This is a genomic window from Porphyromonas somerae DSM 23386, assembly GCF_000372405.1.
GTDB lineage: Bacteria > Bacteroidota > Bacteroidia > Bacteroidales > Porphyromonadaceae > Porphyromonas_A > Porphyromonas_A somerae.
This window is the reverse complement of record NZ_AQVC01000001.1, coordinates 73,342-94,249: the sequence shown is the minus strand read 5'-3', so window position 1 is coordinate 94,249 and position 20,908 is coordinate 73,342. Positions and strand designations below refer to the sequence as shown.

Annotated in this window: 19 protein-coding genes and 1 pseudogene; 1 reads left to right on the top strand and 19 read right to left on the bottom strand. The window is 43.4% G+C overall.

The window, feature by feature from the left end; all coding sequences use genetic code 11:
- Nucleotides 1–205 (top strand): annotated as a pseudogene (locus tag A3GK_RS11580) (group II intron reverse transcriptase/maturase); the annotation flags it as partial.
- Between the two features lie 320 nt (nucleotides 206–525).
- Here the strand turns inward: A3GK_RS11580 and recA are convergent.
- The 19 genes from recA to A3GK_RS0100295 form a co-directional block, all read right to left on the bottom strand.
- Nucleotides 526–1,554 (bottom strand): recombinase RecA, encoded by a 1,029-nt coding sequence (gene recA / locus A3GK_RS0100390; RefSeq protein WP_018027546.1) that lies wholly within the window; start codon nucleotides 1,552–1,554, stop codon nucleotides 526–528.
- A complete protein-coding gene (locus A3GK_RS0100385) occupies nucleotides 1,554–2,036 on the bottom strand; it encodes a peroxiredoxin (protein WP_018027545.1) in 483 nt (160 codons plus the stop codon). The genes recA and A3GK_RS0100385 overlap by 1 nt, the downstream gene beginning before the upstream one ends.
- Complete coding sequence (locus tag A3GK_RS0100380; protein WP_018027544.1) at nucleotides 2,033–3,229, bottom strand: saccharopine dehydrogenase family protein; 1,197 nt, start codon at nucleotides 3,227–3,229, stop codon at nucleotides 2,033–2,035. Before A3GK_RS0100380 ends, A3GK_RS0100385 begins: the two co-directional genes overlap by 4 nt.
- Nucleotides 3,230–3,301: 72 nt before the next feature.
- Nucleotides 3,302–4,195 (bottom strand): endonuclease/exonuclease/phosphatase family protein, encoded by an 894-nt coding sequence (locus A3GK_RS10200; protein ID WP_018027543.1) that lies wholly within the window; start codon nucleotides 4,193–4,195, stop codon nucleotides 3,302–3,304.
- A 246-nt stretch (nucleotides 4,196–4,441) separates the two neighbouring features.
- Entirely contained in the window at nucleotides 4,442–5,590 is a 1,149-nt protein-coding gene (locus A3GK_RS0100370; RefSeq protein ID WP_018027542.1) for a DegT/DnrJ/EryC1/StrS family aminotransferase, read from the bottom strand.
- 9 nt (nucleotides 5,591–5,599) lie between these two features.
- Complete coding sequence (locus A3GK_RS11790) at nucleotides 5,600–5,782, bottom strand: Fic family protein (protein WP_018027541.1); 183 nt, start codon at nucleotides 5,780–5,782, stop codon at nucleotides 5,600–5,602.
- Between the two features lie 124 nt (nucleotides 5,783–5,906).
- Complete coding sequence (locus A3GK_RS0100360; RefSeq protein ID WP_018027540.1) at nucleotides 5,907–6,488, bottom strand: sugar transferase; 582 nt, start codon at nucleotides 6,486–6,488, stop codon at nucleotides 5,907–5,909.
- A gap of 4 nt (nucleotides 6,489–6,492) precedes the next feature.
- A complete protein-coding gene (locus A3GK_RS0100355) occupies nucleotides 6,493–7,497 on the bottom strand; it encodes a glycosyltransferase family 2 protein (protein ID WP_018027539.1) in 1,005 nt (334 codons plus the stop codon).
- A gap of 4 nt (nucleotides 7,498–7,501) precedes the next feature.
- A complete protein-coding gene (locus A3GK_RS11745; protein ID WP_018027538.1) occupies nucleotides 7,502–8,035 on the bottom strand; it encodes an acyltransferase in 534 nt (177 codons plus the stop codon).
- Between the two features lie 13 nt (nucleotides 8,036–8,048).
- On the bottom strand, nucleotides 8,049–9,110 hold the full coding sequence (locus tag A3GK_RS0100345) for a glycosyltransferase family 4 protein (protein ID WP_018027537.1): 1,062 nt from the start codon (nucleotides 9,108–9,110) through the stop codon (nucleotides 8,049–8,051).
- A 3-nt stretch (nucleotides 9,111–9,113) separates the two neighbouring features.
- Complete coding sequence (locus tag A3GK_RS0100340; RefSeq protein ID WP_018027536.1) at nucleotides 9,114–10,211, bottom strand: glycosyltransferase; 1,098 nt, start codon at nucleotides 10,209–10,211, stop codon at nucleotides 9,114–9,116.
- 2 nt (nucleotides 10,212–10,213) lie between these two features.
- Nucleotides 10,214–11,599 carry a hypothetical protein gene (locus tag A3GK_RS0100335; RefSeq protein WP_018027535.1) on the bottom strand — a complete coding sequence of 462 codons (1,386 nt, stop codon included), beginning with the start codon at nucleotides 11,597–11,599 and terminating at the stop codon, nucleotides 10,214–10,216.
- The gene (locus tag A3GK_RS0100330) at nucleotides 11,596–12,672 is read right to left on the bottom strand and encodes a glycosyltransferase (RefSeq protein WP_018027534.1); all 1,077 of its coding nucleotides are present in this window, start codon (nucleotides 12,670–12,672) and stop codon (nucleotides 11,596–11,598) included. Before A3GK_RS0100330 ends, A3GK_RS0100335 begins: the two co-directional genes overlap by 4 nt.
- A complete protein-coding gene (locus tag A3GK_RS0100325; RefSeq protein WP_018027533.1) occupies nucleotides 12,669–14,189 on the bottom strand; it encodes a lipopolysaccharide biosynthesis protein in 1,521 nt (506 codons plus the stop codon). Before A3GK_RS0100325 ends, A3GK_RS0100330 begins: the two co-directional genes overlap by 4 nt.
- A 469-nt stretch (nucleotides 14,190–14,658) precedes the next feature.
- Nucleotides 14,659–15,699 carry an ATP-grasp domain-containing protein gene (locus tag A3GK_RS0100315; RefSeq protein WP_018027531.1) on the bottom strand — a complete coding sequence of 347 codons (1,041 nt, stop codon included), beginning with the start codon at nucleotides 15,697–15,699 and terminating at the stop codon, nucleotides 14,659–14,661.
- A 15-nt stretch (nucleotides 15,700–15,714) separates the two neighbouring features.
- The gene (locus A3GK_RS0100310; RefSeq protein WP_018027530.1) at nucleotides 15,715–16,992 is read right to left on the bottom strand and encodes a nucleotide sugar dehydrogenase; all 1,278 of its coding nucleotides are present in this window, start codon (nucleotides 16,990–16,992) and stop codon (nucleotides 15,715–15,717) included.
- 38 nt (nucleotides 16,993–17,030) lie between these two features.
- Nucleotides 17,031–17,999: an SDR family oxidoreductase gene (locus tag A3GK_RS0100305; protein WP_018027529.1), complete on the bottom strand. Its 969-nt coding sequence runs from the start codon at nucleotides 17,997–17,999 to the stop codon at nucleotides 17,031–17,033.
- A gap of 57 nt (nucleotides 18,000–18,056) precedes the next feature.
- A complete protein-coding gene (locus tag A3GK_RS0100300; RefSeq protein ID WP_018027528.1) occupies nucleotides 18,057–19,433 on the bottom strand; it encodes a Coenzyme F420 hydrogenase/dehydrogenase, beta subunit C-terminal domain in 1,377 nt (458 codons plus the stop codon).
- Nucleotides 19,430–20,887, bottom strand: coding sequence for an MATE family efflux transporter (locus A3GK_RS0100295; RefSeq protein WP_211205451.1), 1,458 nt, complete (start codon nucleotides 20,885–20,887; stop codon nucleotides 19,430–19,432). Before A3GK_RS0100295 ends, A3GK_RS0100300 begins: the two co-directional genes overlap by 4 nt.
- Nucleotides 20,888–20,908: the final 21 nt, after the last annotated feature.

Below are 20,908 nucleotides of genomic sequence, written 5' to 3'. Positions count from 1 at the left end.
TCCACACAAACGAGCCTGGGGACTACGCAAACTTGGTGTCTGCAACGACTTAGCCAAGCTTACATCCTACTGCGGAGACCGCTACGAATGGGTGGTGAGACGTACATGCGTGGTACGAGCTATATCGAAAGATGTACTTGCCCGCAGAGGCCTTGTAAGTTGTTTGGACTACTATGCGATTAGACACTCTTTGAAAACGAATTAAACCGCCGTATGCCGAACGGCACGTACGGTGGTGTGAGAGGGAAGGAAACGAAAGTAGGTCAGAAAACTTTCGTTTCCCGACCTACTCGATTTATCCTCTTAAAACGACAAAAGCTGTACTTCGCGTACAGCCTTTGTCGGTCATTCCACAATATATTAGGATGTTAGGTAAGAAAGATTGATTAGGTTATGCTTTTCTGACAACACAAAGGTCATCAAATCTTAACATCTTACCAAGTAAATCCCTATGCTTTATAACACTAGTTTCTTGAATATATATTTAATAAACGGTGGTATGTATAGCGTCGTTAATAAATATATTTACTTGACTTTTGCTCCAAGTTGCTCATGGATTTGATTCTCAATGAGTTCCAATAAGTCGGGATTTTCATTGAGGACTTCAATCGCTTTGTCTCTACCTTGTCCCAATTTGGTATCTTCATAGCTATACCATGAGCCGCTTTTGCGTATGATATCTAGGTCTGCACCTACGTCAACGATCTCTCCAACCTTGGAGATACCTCGGCCAAACATGATATCAAACTCAGCGCGACGGAAGGGAGGGGCAACCTTGTTCTTAGCCACCTTTACCTTGGTGAGGTTACCGATCACCTCGCCATCAGCATCCTTGATAGGAGTGCTCTTGCGGATATCTAGTCGCACCGAGGCGTAGTACTTCAGAGCATTACCACCGGTAGTGGTCTCGGGGTTGCCGTAGGCACCAATCTTCTCACGCAACTGGTTGATAAAGATACAGGTGGTCTTGGTACGATTGATGATACCGGCGAGCTTACGCAGAGCTTGGCTCATCAGTCGGGCATGAAGACCCACTCTATTCTCACCCATATCGCCCTCAATCTCACCCTTTGGGGTCAGTGCCGCCACGGAGTCGATCACGATGAGGTCCATTGCCGACGAACGGATTAGGTTCTCAGCGATATCAAGTGCCTGCTCTCCCGTATCGGGCTGAGATATCCAAAGCTTGGAGAGGTCTACCCCGAGTGCCTCGGCATAGCTGCGGTCGAATGCATTCTCCGCATCGATGATGGCAGCGAAGCCACCTTGCTTCTGGCACTCTGCGATAGCGTGGATGGCTAGTGTGGTCTTACCTGACGACTCTGGGCCGTAGATCTCCACAATTCGTCCCTTGGGGTATCCTCCTACGCCGAGGGCAATGTCAAGGTTGAGGGAGCCGGTAGGGATCACCTCTATATCCTCGATTTCCTGCGACGCCATATTCATGATGGAGCCTTTGCCGAAGGTCTTCTCAATCTTATCCAGCACCGACTTAAGTGCCTTCTCCTTCTGCTGTTGCTCTGCCGATTGCTCCTTTGTCTCTTCCTTTGCCATTACTCTTTATCTTCTTCTAATTGTTCGATCAATTTAAGTACCTGTGCGGCATGCTCCTTGGTCTTGATCTCCCGGCCGGAGAACTTACCTCTCACCACACCCTCCTCATCGATGAGGAAAGTGGTACGCTGCGTGCCCATATACTTTCGGCCATACATGCTCTTCTCCACCCAGACGCCAAAGTCTTGCTGTAGCTCAGTCTCGGTATCCACGATAAGGGGGAAGGGGAGGCTATGCTGCTCAATAAACTTCTGGTGGCTCTTGGCACTATCCTTGCTCACTCCTATCACTTGGTAGCCAGCATCCTGTAGGTCGGCCATGCCGTCACGGAAACTACACGCCTCGGCAGTGCAACCACTCGTATTATCCTTAGGGTAGAAATAAAGTACAAACTTCTGCCCTTTCAGTCCCTTGCGGGTGTACTCCTTACCATCTTGGTCCACACCAAGAACTTCGGGAATCTTATCGCCAATCTCTATCATAGCTCTAGATCTATATCGTGAAGCTCATGCCATGGGAGCCCTTGCTTTGCCACCTCCTCTAGGAATGGATCGGGATCAAACTCCTCGACGTTGAAGACACCATGCCCACTCCAGAGGCCTTTGAAAAACATCATCGCCCCAGTAGTAGCTGGCACGCCAGTGGTATAGCTAACGCCCTGAGCACCAGTCTCCTTGTAAGCTGCCTCGTGGCTACAATTATTATAGATGTAGTAGGTACGCTCCTTGCCATCCTTGATACCACGGATACGACAGCCGATAGAGGTCTGACCGGTATAATTCTCGCCTAGCTCCTTAGGATCGGGGAGTACCGCCTTGAGGAATTGGATCGGTACGATCTCCTTCCCCTCATAATTGATTGGCTCAATACTTGCCATACCGATATTTTGGATCACCCTGAGGTGGGTGAGGTACTCCTGCCCAAAGGTCATCCAGAAGCGTGCCCTCTTGAGGCTTGGGAAGTTCTTCACCAAGCTCTCCAGCTCCTCGTGGTAGAGGAGATAGCTCTCACGTGGACCTACCTCGGGGTAGGTGAGCGGCTTGTGGATAGATAGCGGTTCGGTCTCAATCCATTGGCCATTTTTCCAATACTTACCCCTTTGGGTCACCTCACGGATATTGATTTCCGGGTTGAAGTTGGTGGCAAAAGCCTTGTGGTGGTCACCAGCGTTGCAATCCACGATATCGAGATAGTGGATCTCATCGAAATGATGCTTAGCTGCGTAAGCGGTGAAGACACTAGTTACCCCAGGGTCGAAGCCACAACCTAGGATAGCAGTCAGCCCAGCCTCCTTGAAGCGGTCCTGGTAAGCCCACTGCCAGCTATATTGATATTTCGCCTCGTCCTTTGGCTCGTAATTGGCAGTATCGAGGTAGTTGACCCCGCACTCCAAGCAAGCATCCATAATGGTGAGGTCTTGGTAAGGAAGGGCTACATTGATCACCAACTCAGGCTTAAACTCATTAAATAGAGCTACTAGCTCCTCCACGTTGTCGGCATCCACCTGTGCGGTCTTGATCTTCGCCTCCTTGATATTATTGGCTATTGCGTCGCACTTCGCTTTATTGCGGCTAGCGAGCATAATGTCGGTAAAGACATCGCTATTCATCGCCACCTTCTTAGCTACTACAGTGCCTACACCTCCGGCACCTATGATCAGTACACGTCCTTTCATATTACTTTTATTCGTCTTAAGGGTGTTACTTACTAAATACTCATTCACTCAAAGATACCACTTTTTTAGCTATTATAAGGTGGAGCAAGTTGGCGCCATCATTTTTCTTTCCCTATTATATCCAAAGGTGACAACTACAGGGGTGTGGTCGGAAAGAAAGCATACCCCCTCTTCATTATTGGGGTGGATGCTCTGATAATTGATGGGTGCGAGTAGGGGTGAATAAAAGATGTAGTCGATCCGCTGACGCTCAGGCAGAGGGATTCGCCCAAAGTTGTGAAAACTCCAGCTGGGACCCTCCTTCACAGGGCTCTCTAGGTAACTATCAAGCAAGGGTAGAGGGTGCTGCATCAGCTCTTCACTCGGTGCCGCATTGAAGTCGCCCATCACTATCACAGCTATTTGCGCTTGGATAAAGGGCGCAATATGCTTAGTGAGGAGCGCTAGACTCTCTCTGCGAGCCACCTTTCCCACATGGTCCAGGTGGAGGTTGAAGCAGACCAATTCCTGCTGAGCCTCACGGTCATAGAAGTAGCCCCAAGTGACGATGCGAGCACAAGCTGCGTCCCAACCAATACTCGCCACCTCTGGCGTCTCCGACAGCCAAAAGTAACCGCCCTCTTTCAGCTGAAAGCGGCGTGTGTCGTAGAAGAGTGGGGCATACTCCCCTGCCTCCTTCCCATCGTCCCTTCCCACACCGATGAAGTTGTGGTGGGGAAGCATTGCGACAAGGTCCTCCAGCTGATTTTTCAGCACCTCCTGAGCGCCCAGTAGGTCCATGGTTTGGCTGTTGAGTAACTGTGCCACACCAGCTTTCCTGAGGCTCCACTGCTGTGCCGAATCCCCTTTATTGTCATAACGTATATTGAAGGTCATCACCCGTAGCTGCTCCCCCTCCGCCAAAAGTTGTGGCGATACGAAAAGCAGCAAGAGTGCCGCTACCATGATCGATCTTAGCTTCCTCATATCTTCCTTTTTTGTAGCAAATATAACCAAATTAGAGGTGGTATGGCTAGTGGCTTCTACATTGTATTCATCCGAGTGCCTATAGATAAGGACCTCCGCGAGGAGGTCCTATTTGTCGTAGCCCTCATTCGAGGCTCGCAGAGCCGAAGAATGGGGGTAAATAAGGCGACCAAAACCCACGACCCCTTGTGGGTCGGACAAAGCCATACCATGATCAATAGGCAGATCGCCTTCGTGCAACAGTCTCTATTTTCCAACAATCGTTGCAATCGCCCTATCCAGGTCGGCGGAGGTGAGGGCAGAGCCCGATGGAAGGCAGAGCCCCACATCAAAGAGTTGCTCCGAGATCGCCTTGCCCTCCACCATGCTGTAGAAGGGGCAGTCGGCAAAGACAGGTTGTAGGTGCATCGGTTTCCAAAGAGGGCGGCTCTCGATATTCTCCGCCTCCAACCGCTGGCGAAGCTCTTCACGGTCGTAGCCAGTCACCTTGCTATCTATCGTGATGCAGGTGAGCCAGTAATTGCTATTGAAATCGCTAGATGGGGCACTCATCACCTCAATCCCCTTCACCTTAGAGAGCGCCTCACGATAGTAGGCGTGGTGGCTCCTACGGGCATCGACATGCTCCTGTAGCACCTCCATCTGACCGCGACCGATACCGGCCGAGATGTTCGAGAGGCGGTAGTTGTAGCCGATATGCTCGTGCTGATAGTGGAGAGCTGGTTCGCGAGCTTGTGTGGCAAAAAACATCACCCGCTTTGCCTCCGCTTCGCTGTGCGTCACTAGTGCCCCTCCGCCCGAGGTGGTGATGATCTTATTACCATTGAATGAGAGTGCTCCATACTTCCCTAGCGTACCGCACTTACGCCCTTTGTAGGTAGAGCCAAGTGCCTCCGCAGCATCCTCCACTACAGGGATATCATACTCACGGGCGATCGCTAGGATCTCATCCATCTTCGCCGGCATACCATAGAGGTGCACAGGGATGATCGCCACCGGCTTCTTACCCGTCACCTTGATCCGATCCTCAATCGCCTTTCGGAGCGCTTTCGGACACATATTCCACGTCTCCGGTTCGCTATCCACAAATACAGGACTCGCCCCTTGGTACTTGATCGGATTGGCACTTGCCGAGAAGGTAAAGCTTTGGCAAAGCACTTCATCACCCGGCTTCACATCAAGCATCACCAATGCCAAGTGAAGTGCCGCTGTGCCAGCACTCAGTGCCACCACATGCACATCTTCATTGAGGTAATTGCGTAGATCCTGCTCAAAGGCATTGACATTCGGACCCAGCGGTACCACCCAATTGGTATCAAACGCCTCCTTAATATACTTTTGCTCCTCGCCCCCCATCTGGGCCAGCGATAGCCATATTCTCTTCTTCTCTTCCATATCACTATCTCACACTTTAGTCCTATACTTCTGTTTCGGGTGCCTCGGCATATCAGGGTACGTATACTCCAGTTCCCCTGCCTCCAACAACTCCTTTAGGTATTGGCTTTGTAAATATTTACTATCCCTAAGTAGCAGTCTGCTAAGATTCTCAGCCGAAGTCGGTCTAGCCCTACATATATCCAAAATCATCTCCCAAACAGTAGAGCAAAATTACCAATAACTTCCAAGCAACCCCAATCATTCTGGTCGCTAGAAGAGACATCATCGCCTTTCAAGTCCTTCAAAGCCCATTCCTCGTTCTCCCTCCACCTCCTTACCCCAGCACCGTCTTGAATATGATCCGGATATCGCCCCAAAACGACCACTCCTCCATATACTCCCTATTGATCCTCACCTTATCCGGGAAAATCACCTCATTATTGTAGCGGATCGGATCCTCCACAGAGGCGAGTATCTCCTCCTCATTGCGGTATTTCAGCGAAGCTGGTCCCGTGATGCCTGGTTTTAGTTGGAGTATCTCACGGTCCTCTCCCACCAGTTTGTCGGCATAGCCCGGCACATCGGGGCGTGGTCCCACAAAACTCATATCTCCGATCAGTACATTCCATAGCTCAGGGAGCTCATCGAGCTTGTACTTTCGGAGCTTAGCCCCTAGAGGCGTGATCCGCGACTCCCCCGCTACCGAGATAGAGCTACCACCGTGTGCTACCGTCATAGAGCGAAACTTCACCATCGTGAATAGTTCGCCATATTGTCCTACACGCTTCTGCCTAAAGAGTACTGGCCCACCAGGCATCTTAATCGAGACCAGTATCGCCACCACAGCCAGCAAAGGCGAGAGCACCACTAGCCCCACCAGCGCCATCACCCTATCAAATACCCACTTCACCCACATATTACTATCTATTGTATTGGGCAATAAATGACTTCTTCATGCGAATCCTTATGATCCCTTCAATATATCCTACTCCGTAATTGATATGAATTACAGGGTAGATATAGAGTAGCCAGAGGGCTACAGAAGGCCTAGAAATCTCTTTTGCTGCAAAGATGATGTCAAGTATCAAGTATAAGAATAATGGAATGGCGAACCAAACCGCAGCCGAAGGAAAGAGGCAACTCAAGAGTAAAAGTGCTATAAGGTAGAGCACAAAGAATAGTGGAATCATACGCCTGAGTGAGGTAAACTGCCCTAGCTTCTTATCCACTAGTGGATTGAATAAGCCATATTGGTAAAACATTTTCCCCGTCTTCTTGACAGAGTCACGAGCGAAGTAGTCAATCACCAAGTCAGGGATTAAGTAGATCGTGCCACCGTAGATCTTGAGTCGACTATTCAGTTCGTTGTCTTGGTTGCGGATCAGCTCCTCATCATACCCTCCAATCTTCTTGAATATCTCTCTCCTATAGCATCCAAAGGGCACGGTATCCACCTCTTTGATCTCTTTCGTACCCACCCGGAATTCAGAATTGCCCATACCAAATTTAGAGCTAAGGGCAATGGCTATAGCTACTGCCTCTGCCGATTCATTAGCTGGTAGTGTACGGCACACACCCCCCACATTGTCTGCGTGGGGTAGCGTGGTGATGTAGTGGATAAGCCGGCTAAAGTAGTCTGTAGGATAAGTGCAGTGTGCATCTAACCTAATGATATACTCCCCTTTCGCTTCCTTGATCCCGATGTTCATAGAGATTGGTACAATACGCTGAGGGTTATCAATGACCCTCACCTCAGGAAACTTTTCCTTGATGATCTCAACAGTCCGATCACTACTGTGACCGTCCACTACAATAATCTCAAGATAATCTTTATCGTAATCCTGCTGGTATACAGAGCTGAGAAAAGGCTCAATAAACCGCTCCTCATTATATACAGGAATTACTACCGAAACAAATGGTGTCATGATATTAAGGTCTGTTTTTTATGAATCTTGCAGGAACTCCTCCTACTATAGTATATGGGTCCACATCTTTTGTGACTACAGCACCAGCCGCAATAATAGCACCACTCCCGATATGGACCCCTGGTAATATCATTACACGTTGCCCTATCCATACATCATTTCCAATGGTAACTTGTGAAAAACTACCTCCTTGAAGTCTAATGGGAATATCTCTTCGTCTAAAATTATGGCTCGAAGTTAGTACAACTACATCTGGCCCCATTAATACGTTATCTCCAATTGTTAATGGGCCACGGACATACGCATTCACTCCTATTCCACTATTGTCGCCTATTGAAATATCGGATCCAGTCCCAAAATTTGCGCCTTTTTCAATATTTACATTCAATCCAATGTGCTGAAAAATATGACTGACAATTAATCTTCTAACTTTTCTAGGCCATTTAATATATTGTCCATTGGTCGCAGGTAAATGTTTGGCAAAACCATAATATAGGGCTAGCCAGATTAGCTTAATTAGACGTTTTTTCTTTTTCATAATATATCCTTTATTAGACAAAGTATTGCTTCAAGATTTTCCACGCTGACTCTGGTGTATAAAGAAGGCTTTCCTTTAATGCTTGTTTTTTGAGATACTTCAACTTCTCAGGGTTATTGATTAATAAGTCAACTTTTTTGCACAGTTCACCCTCTCCATTCTTAAAGGGGACAATGCATCCAGTTTCTCCATTTCTAACAAATTGCTTTGCATGTTGCCATTCTGTTACAATTACTGGAATTCCAGAGCGATAAGCATCTAGTATACTACCAGGAAACCCTTCCGTGTAATAATGAGTCGGAAGCACAAGCACATCATATTCGGACAGAGTCTGTACAATCTCTGAAGGATTCAATGCTCCCTTGTAATTCATTGTCAATGGATGACGTGAGAGCATCTCAGAAAAGAACGCTTTGTCACCTTCAAATAATGGTCCATAGAAATCTATTATTACCTTTCCCTTGGCATAATTATCTTCAATATGCGATGCTAATTTATCCATCCAATCTAGCCCCTTTTTTTTATTTATTCGTGCCATAAAAACTATTCGAAAAATGGAGGCTCTGTTTAAATCATGGGTTTTAGCAGAGGGTGGACTATAACTGTCTACTCTAAAGTTGGGAAATACCAACACATGATGAAATCCAAATTGATGAGTTAGATGTTCTTTATCAATTTCTGCTTCTGTTAGGATTACTTCGTAATTTGATACAGCGTATTTAGTGAGCGAATGCTTTTGTAGAAAGTTAGTTAGCCACCCACCTACAGTAACGTGAATAACTTTAAAATGAAATAGTATTGATAATATATAGAGAGGAAAGGCGAAATACTTTAGATTGTTTTGAGCAGGAATATAAACAAGTTTATGACATCTACAAACGAGCTTCAGCATAGTGAAAATGGAAGATTTGTTGTAGTGTAACTCTTCTGTGTCAAAGTATTTTACTGAGTTGGGGCGTAGTTTGCTGTTAAGTAAATGAAGTATGTTTCGAGTCTTAACCGTTTGGCCATCAAGCTGGTTTGTACGATAGCCAAAATATCCAAGAATAAGTGTTTTATATGTTTTATTTGCCATTTGTCAAAGTGATTCGATTAACTCTTCCCATTTTTTTATGATCACATTCGGGGAAAAAAGCATTTCTGCTTTCTTGAGGGAATTCTTTCCCATAATCATTATTTCCCTTTTTGAAAGATTTATTGCTATCTCAATTGCATTTTTTATGCTTAATTCATCATCCCATTCACATAGAAGTCCATTGTTGCGATCAACTAATATATTGTAATCGGAAACTCGACTCATAATAATAGGTTTCCCAAGCATCATGCCTTCACATATAGCATTGGGAAGACCTTCAAGTTGACTAAATAGAGCCACGAAATCAGCTTGTGACATTTTATTGTGAATGTCCTTTGTCGGTTTATGAAGGTGGACTACTTCTTCAAGATTGTTATGTTCAATAAGACTGCAGGCTTCTTTATATATATAATCTTTCTCTGCTATTCCTACATAGGTTTCACCATACCAATCAATCCTTAAACGTTGTTGCTCAGACGGAGATAGAAGTGATACTGCTTGAATAAGCTTGATAGGATTTTTTAGACGCTGGTAGCTAGCTGCTACTACGATATGTAGCTTTTCATGCTGTTTTGGAGTGTATGCATTGTAGGTTGGTTCTACTTCAACGGCATTATATATTATCTTTAATTTATTCCTATATTTCGGATAGTATTTCACCCACATATTTGTGGCGTTATAACTATTACAGACAATAGCATCTGAATAACGCTGAAACCAACCGAATATCCTTCCCTTCTTTGATATGAGAAAACTTTCTTTATTGCTTCTTTCACTAGTAACAACCTTCCAGTTTCTACGTGAAATAAGTGTAGAGAGGTTGTTGATGAAGTTTGGTGTGTCAAGAAATGATATCACGGTATCGTAATGACCCTTATGAATTTCTTTATAGATCAATAGTATTCTTCTAATGTAATTGGAGCTATAACATCTAATAATTGGGATGCCTAATGCTTCAAGATCTTTACTAAAAAAATCCTCAGGGCTGTATGTTAGGATAGTAACATCATGGCTGTTTCTTGCCATAAGAGTGGATAGTGTCTTGACTTGTCTTTGCGCCCCACCCGAACCAAGATTGTCAATTAAAAATAGGATCCTCATACTTACAGTAGCATTAATATGTATATAAATGATAGTGCAACTATTGCTCCCACGCTGAATAAAAAGTGCTTATTCCGTTTTTCTTGTGATTGGTTGTGGTATACGATTAAGAATGTAAGCATTATGATAGGATAGACATACATGATTCTTCTAGTCGTCATGTTTGAAACGTTGCTCGCAATGTATAAGAAGGATAAAATAAATAGGTGGAGTAAAAGTCTGTTTTTTTTATCAGATAGAAGATCCCATAATGGTTTGGCGAAGAAGAAGAGTCCAGATACAATAAAAAACCATCCAATATTTGATATGGTAGAGTAGGTAAGCATTAGATACTCCGTAGCATCTAAGCCCAAATCAATATGTCCCCAAAAAGGATAAGAGATCAATCCATTTAAGATAATAGCAACTTCTTTGATTCCAGTAGGTAAGCTGTATAGCTTCTTACCGACACCACTTGTCGCATCTACGAAAGCACTAGTTCGATCATTGTAGTTTTCTAATCTAGAGACGGTTGTAGAATATAAATCAGATATCCTAAGTGCAAAATAAAAGGAGCAAGCAATAAAAGCTATAATGCAGACATAGCGTACGATCTTAGATGCATTGCCATTAAAAAGGAAAATCGCCAACATTGCAATTAATAGAAATAGATTGACAATTCTCAGACCTGCAACAATTGGAAACATAATGATGATTCCAATAATTCTTGGCAGTGTGACTTTTCTAACAACCCAAAATAATACAATTGAAAATACTAGTGTTAAGTGAATATCACGCAAAAGGTACCCAGAGTATGCAATGATTGGTGTTGCTAAAGCAAGATATAGACTTGACTTAAATGATGAGCTGCGAGGCAGATATATTTTGACTGTGTGATAAAAAAAAGTTGGAATCAGAGCAGTAAAATAGGCTACTGAAAATAAAAGTGGAAGGAGGTTAACTTTCCCTGTAACTAGTCGATCAGTGTAGCCAAGAATGCCATTAAGTATATATATTGATTGATACTCACGGTAGTTGTCTAACACATACTTTATACATTTCGTTAGATTTTCTTGAGCTGATACTATCTTAGCCTGCTCATAAAAATGAATTTGGTCTGAATAAATAAACGGGACTCCATTTTTAATATAGTTCAAATAGTTGGCAAGTACTAATATAATACTTGCAGTTAAAGTGACTAAGAATGCTGCAATTGTATCTTTACTTTCCCTTCTATCTTTGTTAACGGCGGCAATTACAATTATTGTGGCTAATACACCTATAAAATAAAAAAGTAATACAGGGGTTACTAGCCAAGAGAGTACGAAGTGGCACGTCGCTATGGCACAAAAAAGTGCCATATTTAAGCTCTGTCTTCTGTTCTTGACTTTTAGAATAACATCTTTCATATTATGTCGTTAATTAGTTCTGCCCATTTTTTTGCGATAACGTCTTTATCAAATCTTTTACTGTTTATTAGACCATTGTTTGATAGATCTGATCTAACTTTATCGTTAGAGTGTAGATATAGGATGGCTTTTGTCAGTTTTTCTAAGTCTTGATTTGGAACCAGAATGCCGTCAATATTATTATTGATGATTTCAGCAGGTCCATAAGGACAATCAAAGCTAATTATTGGACACCCCATAGATTGTGCCTCTACAAGAATCATTGAAAAACTCTCCATTTCTGATGCGGAAATGAGCATTTCGGCTTTTTTATACCATGGACTTAAGTCATCCTGAAATCCTTCTAGTATCACAGAGCTCTGTAAGCCAAGATCCGCAATTAATGATTGGAGTTGTTGTTGATTCGCTTCATTACCACCACCTAAAATATGAAGTTTAAAATTAGGGGCTTCTTTTACAATGGCTTGCCAAATGCCAACTAATATATGTATCCCTTTTTCTTCATATCTATCTAAGCTTCCTACGCATATGACATATGCCTCTCTCTCCTTATTATTAATTGAAGGAGCTTTAAAATGGGATGGATTATGTATAATAGAGACATTCTTGTTAAGCTTTCGTAGCTCATTATAGTCGTGATGATTTAGGCAAACAATATGATTAATACGCTTGAAAACAAAACTTCTTAGCCAATTAATAATGGTTCCACGATCTCTAAAAACTCCATGCTCTGAAGCAATTTGAGGATATGAGCCTTTTATCGCTAAATAAACTAATATAGAGGTCTCTGTCATAAATGGAATAACGATATCTGGATCGTATGAATCAATGGATTTCCTTATTGATTTGATGAGGCTTAGTGTTCTTCCTATTTTAGTCCAATTGGTTTTCTTTTTTTTGAGTGTAAGTAGTTTTACATTGCTATCTAGAGTGTATGCCTGCGAACAATTGTCAAGTAAGAGTATTGAAATCTCCAAGTTGGAGTAAGTGGATAATTCATTTGCTAATACAGAGAGAACACGTTCTGCTCCTCCTCCTCTTAGAGAAGAAATAACAAATAATACTTTCTTCATAATGCCTTTATTTTATTTGTTATCATGCTTTTAACCGTTGCTCGCTCTGATGATGTTAGCCCTATCATAAATGAGACTAAGCAAATGATTATAAATGCTAACGAACTTGTTGCTATCCAGTGCATAGTATTAACTAATGGAACACAGCTGGCACAGTTGTATATGATAAATAGTACTACCACAACCTTTCCTATCGGGACGAGCACTATATTAAGGTAGGCTTGTATGTCAAAGTTAAACTCAATTCTTGCTACAAAGATAATTATAAAAGTGTTGATCAACTCTGTGCAGCATAGGATAACATAAACATAGTGGGGAGGTAAAGCGGACATTTTTGCAAAAAAGAAAGCAAGGATAACAGTAGAGGTCCGTATTATGAGTTCTGTTATTTGGTATTTTTTCAGTTTTGCTGTGGCAAAAAAGAGGGAGTTTAACGGACTATGGAACGTCCTCAAAAAGCCATAGGTTAGCATCAGAATAACCATTTCTTCCGTGTAGGGAGGAACCTCTTTTAACCAAAGATTAAGGATCGGTGAAGCACTTATTATTATTGGCAATGCAACAGCAATGTATATGTAAGTCAAACTACGAGAAGATTGAGAAAATAGTCTCATCATAGACTTAAAGTTGCCTTCTGCATAAAGTTTGCAAATCTGAGGATCAGAGGCGGTCATAATATTGCCAGTAAATGTAGAGACCCCAGACTGAACTTGTAAAGCTATACCTCTTGCCGCATTTAGTGCAACACCCCAAAACATATTAAGAATAAAATTTAATCCTTCACTTACTATGTAGAATGAGGTATTCCCTAAAAAGTTCCAGCCAGCGAACTTTGCCAACTCTCGAAGGATAAAAGAATCTCTTAGAGGGTTAAAGTTTACCTCAGGGCAGTGTTTTTTCGCATAAAGAACAACTGCCATTCTTATAAAGAGAACTAATACGGCATATGTGCAACCCCAAAATATGAGCTTATCTATGGACGTGTAAGGAATGCAAAGGGCTATAATTAATCTACCTACTACATCAATGATGGAAGTGAGTGCAAAAAATCCCATTCTCTCGTGAGCTATTATAGCAGCATCGAAAGGAGTGGTTAAAACACTAATAACAGAAGAGAGTAGAGATGCTAAGAAAATAACATTCGCCTGTGTAATTGCTTCATTTGGAATAGTGAGAACATTATTGATAAGATAGGTCCCTATTCCTCCAACAAGTAATAAGAATATAAGGGCAATAACTATATGTATGAATAAGCTATTAGAAAAGATTTTATAACTGTAGCTCTTGTCTTCATTTACACTTGCAACATTTAGGAAGCGTTGAGTAGAAGAGGCAAAAAGGCCTCTGAGGGAGCCCCATAAAACGATTACACTTCCTACTATACTATATATGCCAAAATTGGTCTCTCCTAAATTTAATAACAAAAGCCTACTAACATAAAAGCTCAAGAAGACAGTAAAAAGAGTTCTGCCTCCTAGTAGAATCGCATTTTTTGAAACTTTTCTTGTGTCAAGCATAAGTCTACTTTAGTATTACGTAATACTTGTCAGACAATGTCATTAATGAGATGTCTTCAAAGTGTTCAAGTCCAATGACACGAGATAGATAAGGGAGGGTAATCAGAGGTAAAATAAAGCTCAAAAGGTTCAAAGCTCTTAAAGAGATAAAATTCCCAATAAGAGCCTTAATATCCTTATTGTGACGTATCCTGTTTGTCAACAGATTGAGCTTGTTTTTTGCCATTGTTTAACGGAATATAACTCTGAGAATATTCTTAATTATTGCTTCTGTTTGTTTTCCTATATCAATCAGAGAGTTTAGTTCAACTGTATCAATAGACTTTACAAAGCTTACTTCTGGGACGCCTCTACTTGGAGCATGTTGTCTTCCTACTTATATTGATTGATCTACATGATATATCTCCTAGACCATTAACTAGATTCTTCAAAGAAGTAAAGCAGGAACCATCACGTAGAAGTGAAGGTATTAGCTCATTGTCCTTTTATTTCTGATCTCATTAATTACCTCCTCAATCATCCAGTATATACCGTTAAATGGTTCATTGTGGTATTGGCCATCTCTTGTCCAATAACCATGGTCAAACTCATCTTCATCTATTCCATAGCAGTATGAAACTTCGATGAGATAGAGTTCGTTAGTTGTTTTAGAACGAACAATATCTAATGCAACTGACTGTGCTCCTATTTTATCGTAACAGTCAAATGCAAATTTGATGACATCTTCTTGGATTAATGATGGGTCAAAACGGTCATCATGCCCTCCAGAAGCTCTGAAGTCATTATCACGACACATTCGTATTAATGCTATTGCTTTATTGTCGGATATCTCAATACGATAATCGAATCCTTCATTAGGTATAAACTCTTGAAAATATATGTATCCCCATTGCCTAAAGCTTTTACTGTTCCCATTTAGCCTCGGGAATAAAAAAAGGCCGATATATTTAGCGACATCGTAAAATCTACTTTTGCCTTTAATGAACCTCCTCCATTCTGTTTTTATAGAAAGCAAAGGGTTGCCAGGAGAGATCCCTCTTCCGAATGCTTTTCGCACAAAAGATTTCGCTTTCTTTTTGCTCTTTGCAAGTTTTACATTAGAGGATCCTGCCCCACCTCTCAACTTAAATACTTTGGGAAACTCTGCAGTGTCTATCCATTCGTAGGCGCTCTTCTTGTCATAGAAAGCCCATGCTTTAGCTGCTTTTATCCCTAAGGCCTCAAATAGATACTTCTGTCCAAGCTTGTCATCAAAGTGCCATCCAGTTCTAAAGTTTGGAAATACCACCTTTCCAGACTGCTCTAGTGAGAATAGTAGTTGTTTAGCAAATAGAGCATCTTTATAGATCCCATGATGGTGGTGCCACAGAAAGGCATCACAATCCTTTACTTGATCAATGATGTCAGAGTCATAGGGGTTGACCCTTATGAATGGTATGTTATTTTCTTCGCAGTAGGTTATCCAATAGTCGGAGTAGCTTCCCTTGCGATCTGCTATTGCTATCTTCATGGGGGCTAGTGCTGATTACAATCGTTTATCGTAATTGCCTTCTTGTAGGATCGCTTTGACATCGTAAACGACGGAGGTGTCCTTTTTGAAGGTGTCGATGTTGAGGGTCTTGAACTGGTCGTGAGCTACGGCGAGGATGATGGCATCATACTTGCCTTGAGGGCATTGGTTGTGGAGTGCGACACCGTACTCACGCTCTGCAATAGCTGGGTTGGCCCATGGATCGTAGATGGTGACGTTGGTATTGTAGTCAGTCAAGGTATGATAGATATCTACCACCTTGGTATTGCGTACGTCGGGGCAGTTTTCCTTAAAGGTAAAGCCAAGGATGAGGATATTGGAATTGAGTACTTGGATCCCCTTCTTTAGCATCAACTTCACCACCTGCTCCGCCACATACTCTCCCATGCCGTCATTCATCCGACGCCCAGCAAGAATAATCTCAGGATTGTATCCGTACCTTAGTGCACACTGTGCTAGGTAATAGGGGTCTACTCCGATACAGTGACCACCGACCAATCCTGGCTTGAAGGGTAGGAAATTCCACTTCGTGCCGGCTGCCTCCAATACATCTTGGGTGTCAATGCCCATACGGTTAAAGATCTTTGCCAGTTCATTCACAAAGGCGATGTTGATATCCCGCTGAGAGTTTTCGATCACCTTGGCGGCTTCAGCCACCTTGATAGAGGGGGCAAGATGGGTGCCAGCAGCGATCACAGAGCTATAGACGCTATCTACATACTCACCGACCTCTGGGGTGGATCCTGAGGTGACCTTTTTGATGTGCTCCACGGTATGCACCTTATCGCCTGGGTTGATACGCTCCGGGCTATAGCCAGCGAAGAAGTCGTGATTGAACTTTAGACCAGACACCTTCTCTACCACCGGTAGGCAGTCGTCCTCTGTGACGCCAGGGTATACGGTACTCTCATAGACTACCACATCACCACGAGCGATCACCTTTCCCACAGTGGTACTTGCACCAATCAGGGGTGTGAGGTCGGGGTTGTGGTTTTCATCCACTGGGGTGGGCACCGCCACCACGTAGAAGTTGCAATCCCTGATCGCTTCAATATCACTGGTGCAGATAAAGCCGTGACGCTCTATTGCCTCCTTCAAGATGGCATTATCTACCTCGAGGGTGGAGTCAATTCCCTTCATCAGCTCCTTGCACCGAGCTTCATTAAGATCGAAGCCAATGGTTTTGAACTTAGTACTAAAAAGTCGAGCTAGTGGTAGTCCTACATATCCGAGTCCTATGACTGCTATTTTTGTCTCTGATAAACTTCTCATGATCACCTATTATTGTCTTTATTTGATTTCCCTTTCTTTTATAGGTTTTCCCAATACCACTGGCAGCACTCCTTAAGCCCTTCTGCCATACTGTACTTAGGGTTGTAGCCAAGGAGTCGCTTTGCCTTGTCGATACAGGCCAAAGAGTGTGGAATATCTCCCACCCGATTAGGCCCATGTGTGGGTTCGATCTTTGCTATCTCTGGGTCAAAGATAGCTAAATTATCCTTTAGAGATGCTACAAGGTCATTAAGAGTAGTTCTTTCTCCAAAGGCGGTATTATAAACTTGATTCACTGCCTCGGGGTTGGTGGTAGTCAGGGCGAGCTCATTCATCTGTACCACATTGTCGATATAGGTGAAGTCGCGACTATAGGTGCCATCACCATTGATAGTGGGTGCTTCGTGAGCCATTAGCTTCTTCACAAAGAGGGGGATCACCGCTGCGTATGCTCCATGTGGATCTTGTCGGCGTCCGAATACATTGAAGTATCTAAGCCCTATGCACTCCATGCCATAGGTGCGAGCAAAGACATCGGCATATAGCTCATTGACGTACTTCGTCACCGCATAGGGGGAGAGCGGGCGACCTATCACCTCCTCTACTTTCGGTAGCTTCTCGCTATCACCATAGGTGGATGAACTGGCCGCGTAGACAAATCGCTTCACTTGGGCATCTCTCGCAGCAATCAGCATATTGATGAAACCAGAGATGTTTACCTCATTGGTGGTAGCTGGATCCTTGATAGAGCGTGGCACAGAGCCCAGTGCTGCTTCGTGAAGGATGTACTCTACTCCTTCGCAGGCTTTGCGACAATCCTCTGGTTTTCGGATATCTCCTACTACCAATTCAAATGTTTGAGGATATTGCTTGATGAGTGGGAGGATATTCTCGGGTTTACCGGTTGCGAAGTTGTCTAGGACACGGACGTGGTGGCCTTGGGTTAGGAAATGTTGGGCGAGGTTGGAGCCTATAAATCCGGCACCTCCTGTGATTAGTATCTTCATATCTATTATTGGTCTATCGTTTTAATGTTCATTGTCATGCTAAAGCAAACAAACTACCTATCTTGATTTTGAAACAATTGACTTTAGCTTATTGATCACTCTTGCTGGTAATCTATCATAGTGGTATAGCTCGGTGCTCACTGTGAGAGCTTTTCTGTACTTTTCGCATTTCTGCTCAAAGAGGGTGGCATCTTTGGTCTCCTTCCAAATCTTCAGGCTCATAGCTCTTGTTTGGAGCCTTTTCCTTTGGACGTTTTTGAAAAGGAGCTTTGCTGGAATATGATCGTGGCGCTTTGGCGGCACTGGCTGCCCTTTTCGCTTTGCTAGGTTGATCCGGTATTTAAGTCCGCTGTGTCGGTGATTGAAACTTCCTCTTTGCGACCGTAAGAACCTATCAAAAGGAAGCTCCTCTACACTTAAATCGCCATTAGAGATCCCTCTCCTAATGAGTTTATCAGCCGTTTTGCTCCTTGTAACGATCACATTATTACCTCTATCATCACTTTGGTACTCTGGTAGCCAAGCATCTCCTAGGGAGATGTCGGCCAGTTCGGTGGTAACATCATCACAAAAGTCGCATGCATTGGCCTTGAAGTAACCTGTTCCCCACATATCGCCGACGGTCCTCATTCGTAAAAAGCGCTTTTCGTCGGTGTGAGCATCTATACATGAATAGGAGTAGTCTAGTGCGTTACCGTTATCGGCTTTGACACGAAATTCAGGGTACTTGTAGCCCTCTTTACACCCCGCTTTATTTGCTAGGTAGTCGGAGAAGAAAGCGCTCTTCATCCCTCCACAGATGATGCCAATGGTAAAAGCTATTTTGTCTCTAAACGTGGGGTCATAGTATTGCAGCAATCTTATTGCTTTTATAAAGCAGCCAATTCCACTGATGGCCACTTTTCCTGGGTAATTCTTTATTTCTTGTAGGATCTCAGCATAGGTGACAGGGTAGTATTTTGTCTTAGACCCTTTGGTGAGCTTCTCTTGGTTTGTCACCAACTTAAATTGAAATCGATTGGAGCTGTCATCGAAAGCATGGACCATCGCTACTGCATCTACCACTCCTTGCTGTAAAAGCATTGACGAGAGGTAGGTGGCAATACCTCCGGATGATGAGGTCATTCGGAATTGATTGGAATATCCTACGTAGGTATTGATATACCTACCCACCTCAGCATGGTGGTGTGTGGATGTCTTGAGAAAGAGCTCAGCAATCTCATCTTCTGTACGGACCTCCTTTTCTGGGTCAATATTGAATGGACACACTTTCTCCTCCCCATTTGGTACGTAGGTGGGGGTGATTTGTGGGGTGAGGAAGCCATATTCATTCCAAGTCATTTTCAGTCCACTTGGATTGATTGCTGTACACGCCCCGCATCCCACACAGAGGTCGGCATTAAGAATGTTGAGTATTTTATTATCAGTCATCATCGCTTTAGCACTTTCATTTTAATAAATATCCGCTCCTGCTTTGTTAGACCAAGGAGGGCCGTAAAAGTTACTACTGTAATCACGGTACAGAAGAGCATGAGTAAGGAGGCATAGATGCTCTGCCTAGGTAAGCTGTGTTTTATGGCCAGAGAGGTAGCTACCGACGCAGTGGCTACCATCAAAGAGGGGAGGATAGAGTTGCTTACGAACTTTTTTGCTTTTAGTCCTACTAGGGGGGTAATAATCCTCAATCTAGAATATAGAGCAACCAAGGAGATAAGTATTGCCACATACATTGTCGCCATGGGGTCGGCACCTAATTTGAGAGCTACATAGGATAGTGGTAAATTAAGGATTAAGAGTCCGCCAACCACACTCTGATATACTTTGATCTTTCCTGATGCTTGAGCTGCTACCATTAGTGATCCTGAGAATGAATCAATACAGGATAGAGCCATTACCAATATGGTGAATTGTGTGGCATAAGTGGGAACCTCTTTCAGCCAAATGGACAGTAAAAATTCTGCCTCCATAGATACTGGGAGTGCCAATATGAAAACAAGGAAAAATGATAGCTTGGAGCCTCTGATGATGAGGTTATGCATATACTCTAGGTCTCCTGCTGCATAGGACTTTACGATTTGGGGGTTCATGGCTAGTTGAAAGTTGCCCACCAATTGATTGACCGCCCCTTGGACTTGGTATGCAATGGCACGAGCAGCGTTGACTGCAGGGCCAAAGAATAGATTGATCAGAATGTTGACCCCTTGATTCATAATCACCGCTGCGGCATTGCCCCAAAGGTTCCACCCCATATAGCCTATGAGAGTTTTGAATAAGGCTTTGTTTTTCTCCTTGATGTACTTTACATACTTGAACCTCGTGCGAGTGTAGATAATATACGCCGCCAAGGTGAGGAGCGCCACAAAAAATAGTAGCCCAGCATAGATAATTAGTTTGTCGTAGGGTGCCCATGGAAGTGCAATGACTATTAGGAGCTTTAGCAAGACTTCAGAAATGCTAATGTAGGCATAGGCGTCCATACGCTCATGCGTTATTATCATTGCGCCAAAGGGTACTTGCAGCATTGAGACAATGAATGTGCAGATGGCAAACTGATATACCCATATGGCAGCTGTGAGCCTCTCCTGAGGAATAACTAAGTAGTTCTTGACAAACCACAGCCCTACTGTCTCAGCGAGTAAAAAGATGAGCAGTGCCAATCCCCCTTGAATAACGAGAATGGTAGAGTAGTTGAGGCAGAGCTGTTGGGTATCATTTTGCCCAATGGCGTATGAGAAGAAACGCTGAGTGGAGGAGACCATTGCTCCATTGAAAAAACCCAGCATCGTGACGATACCTCCTACTACATTATATACACCATAGTCCTCAACTCCTAAGACCTCCAGTAATACGCGTGAAGTATATAGCGCTACACCTAGAACAAATATCATCCTAATGTATAGGACAATAGT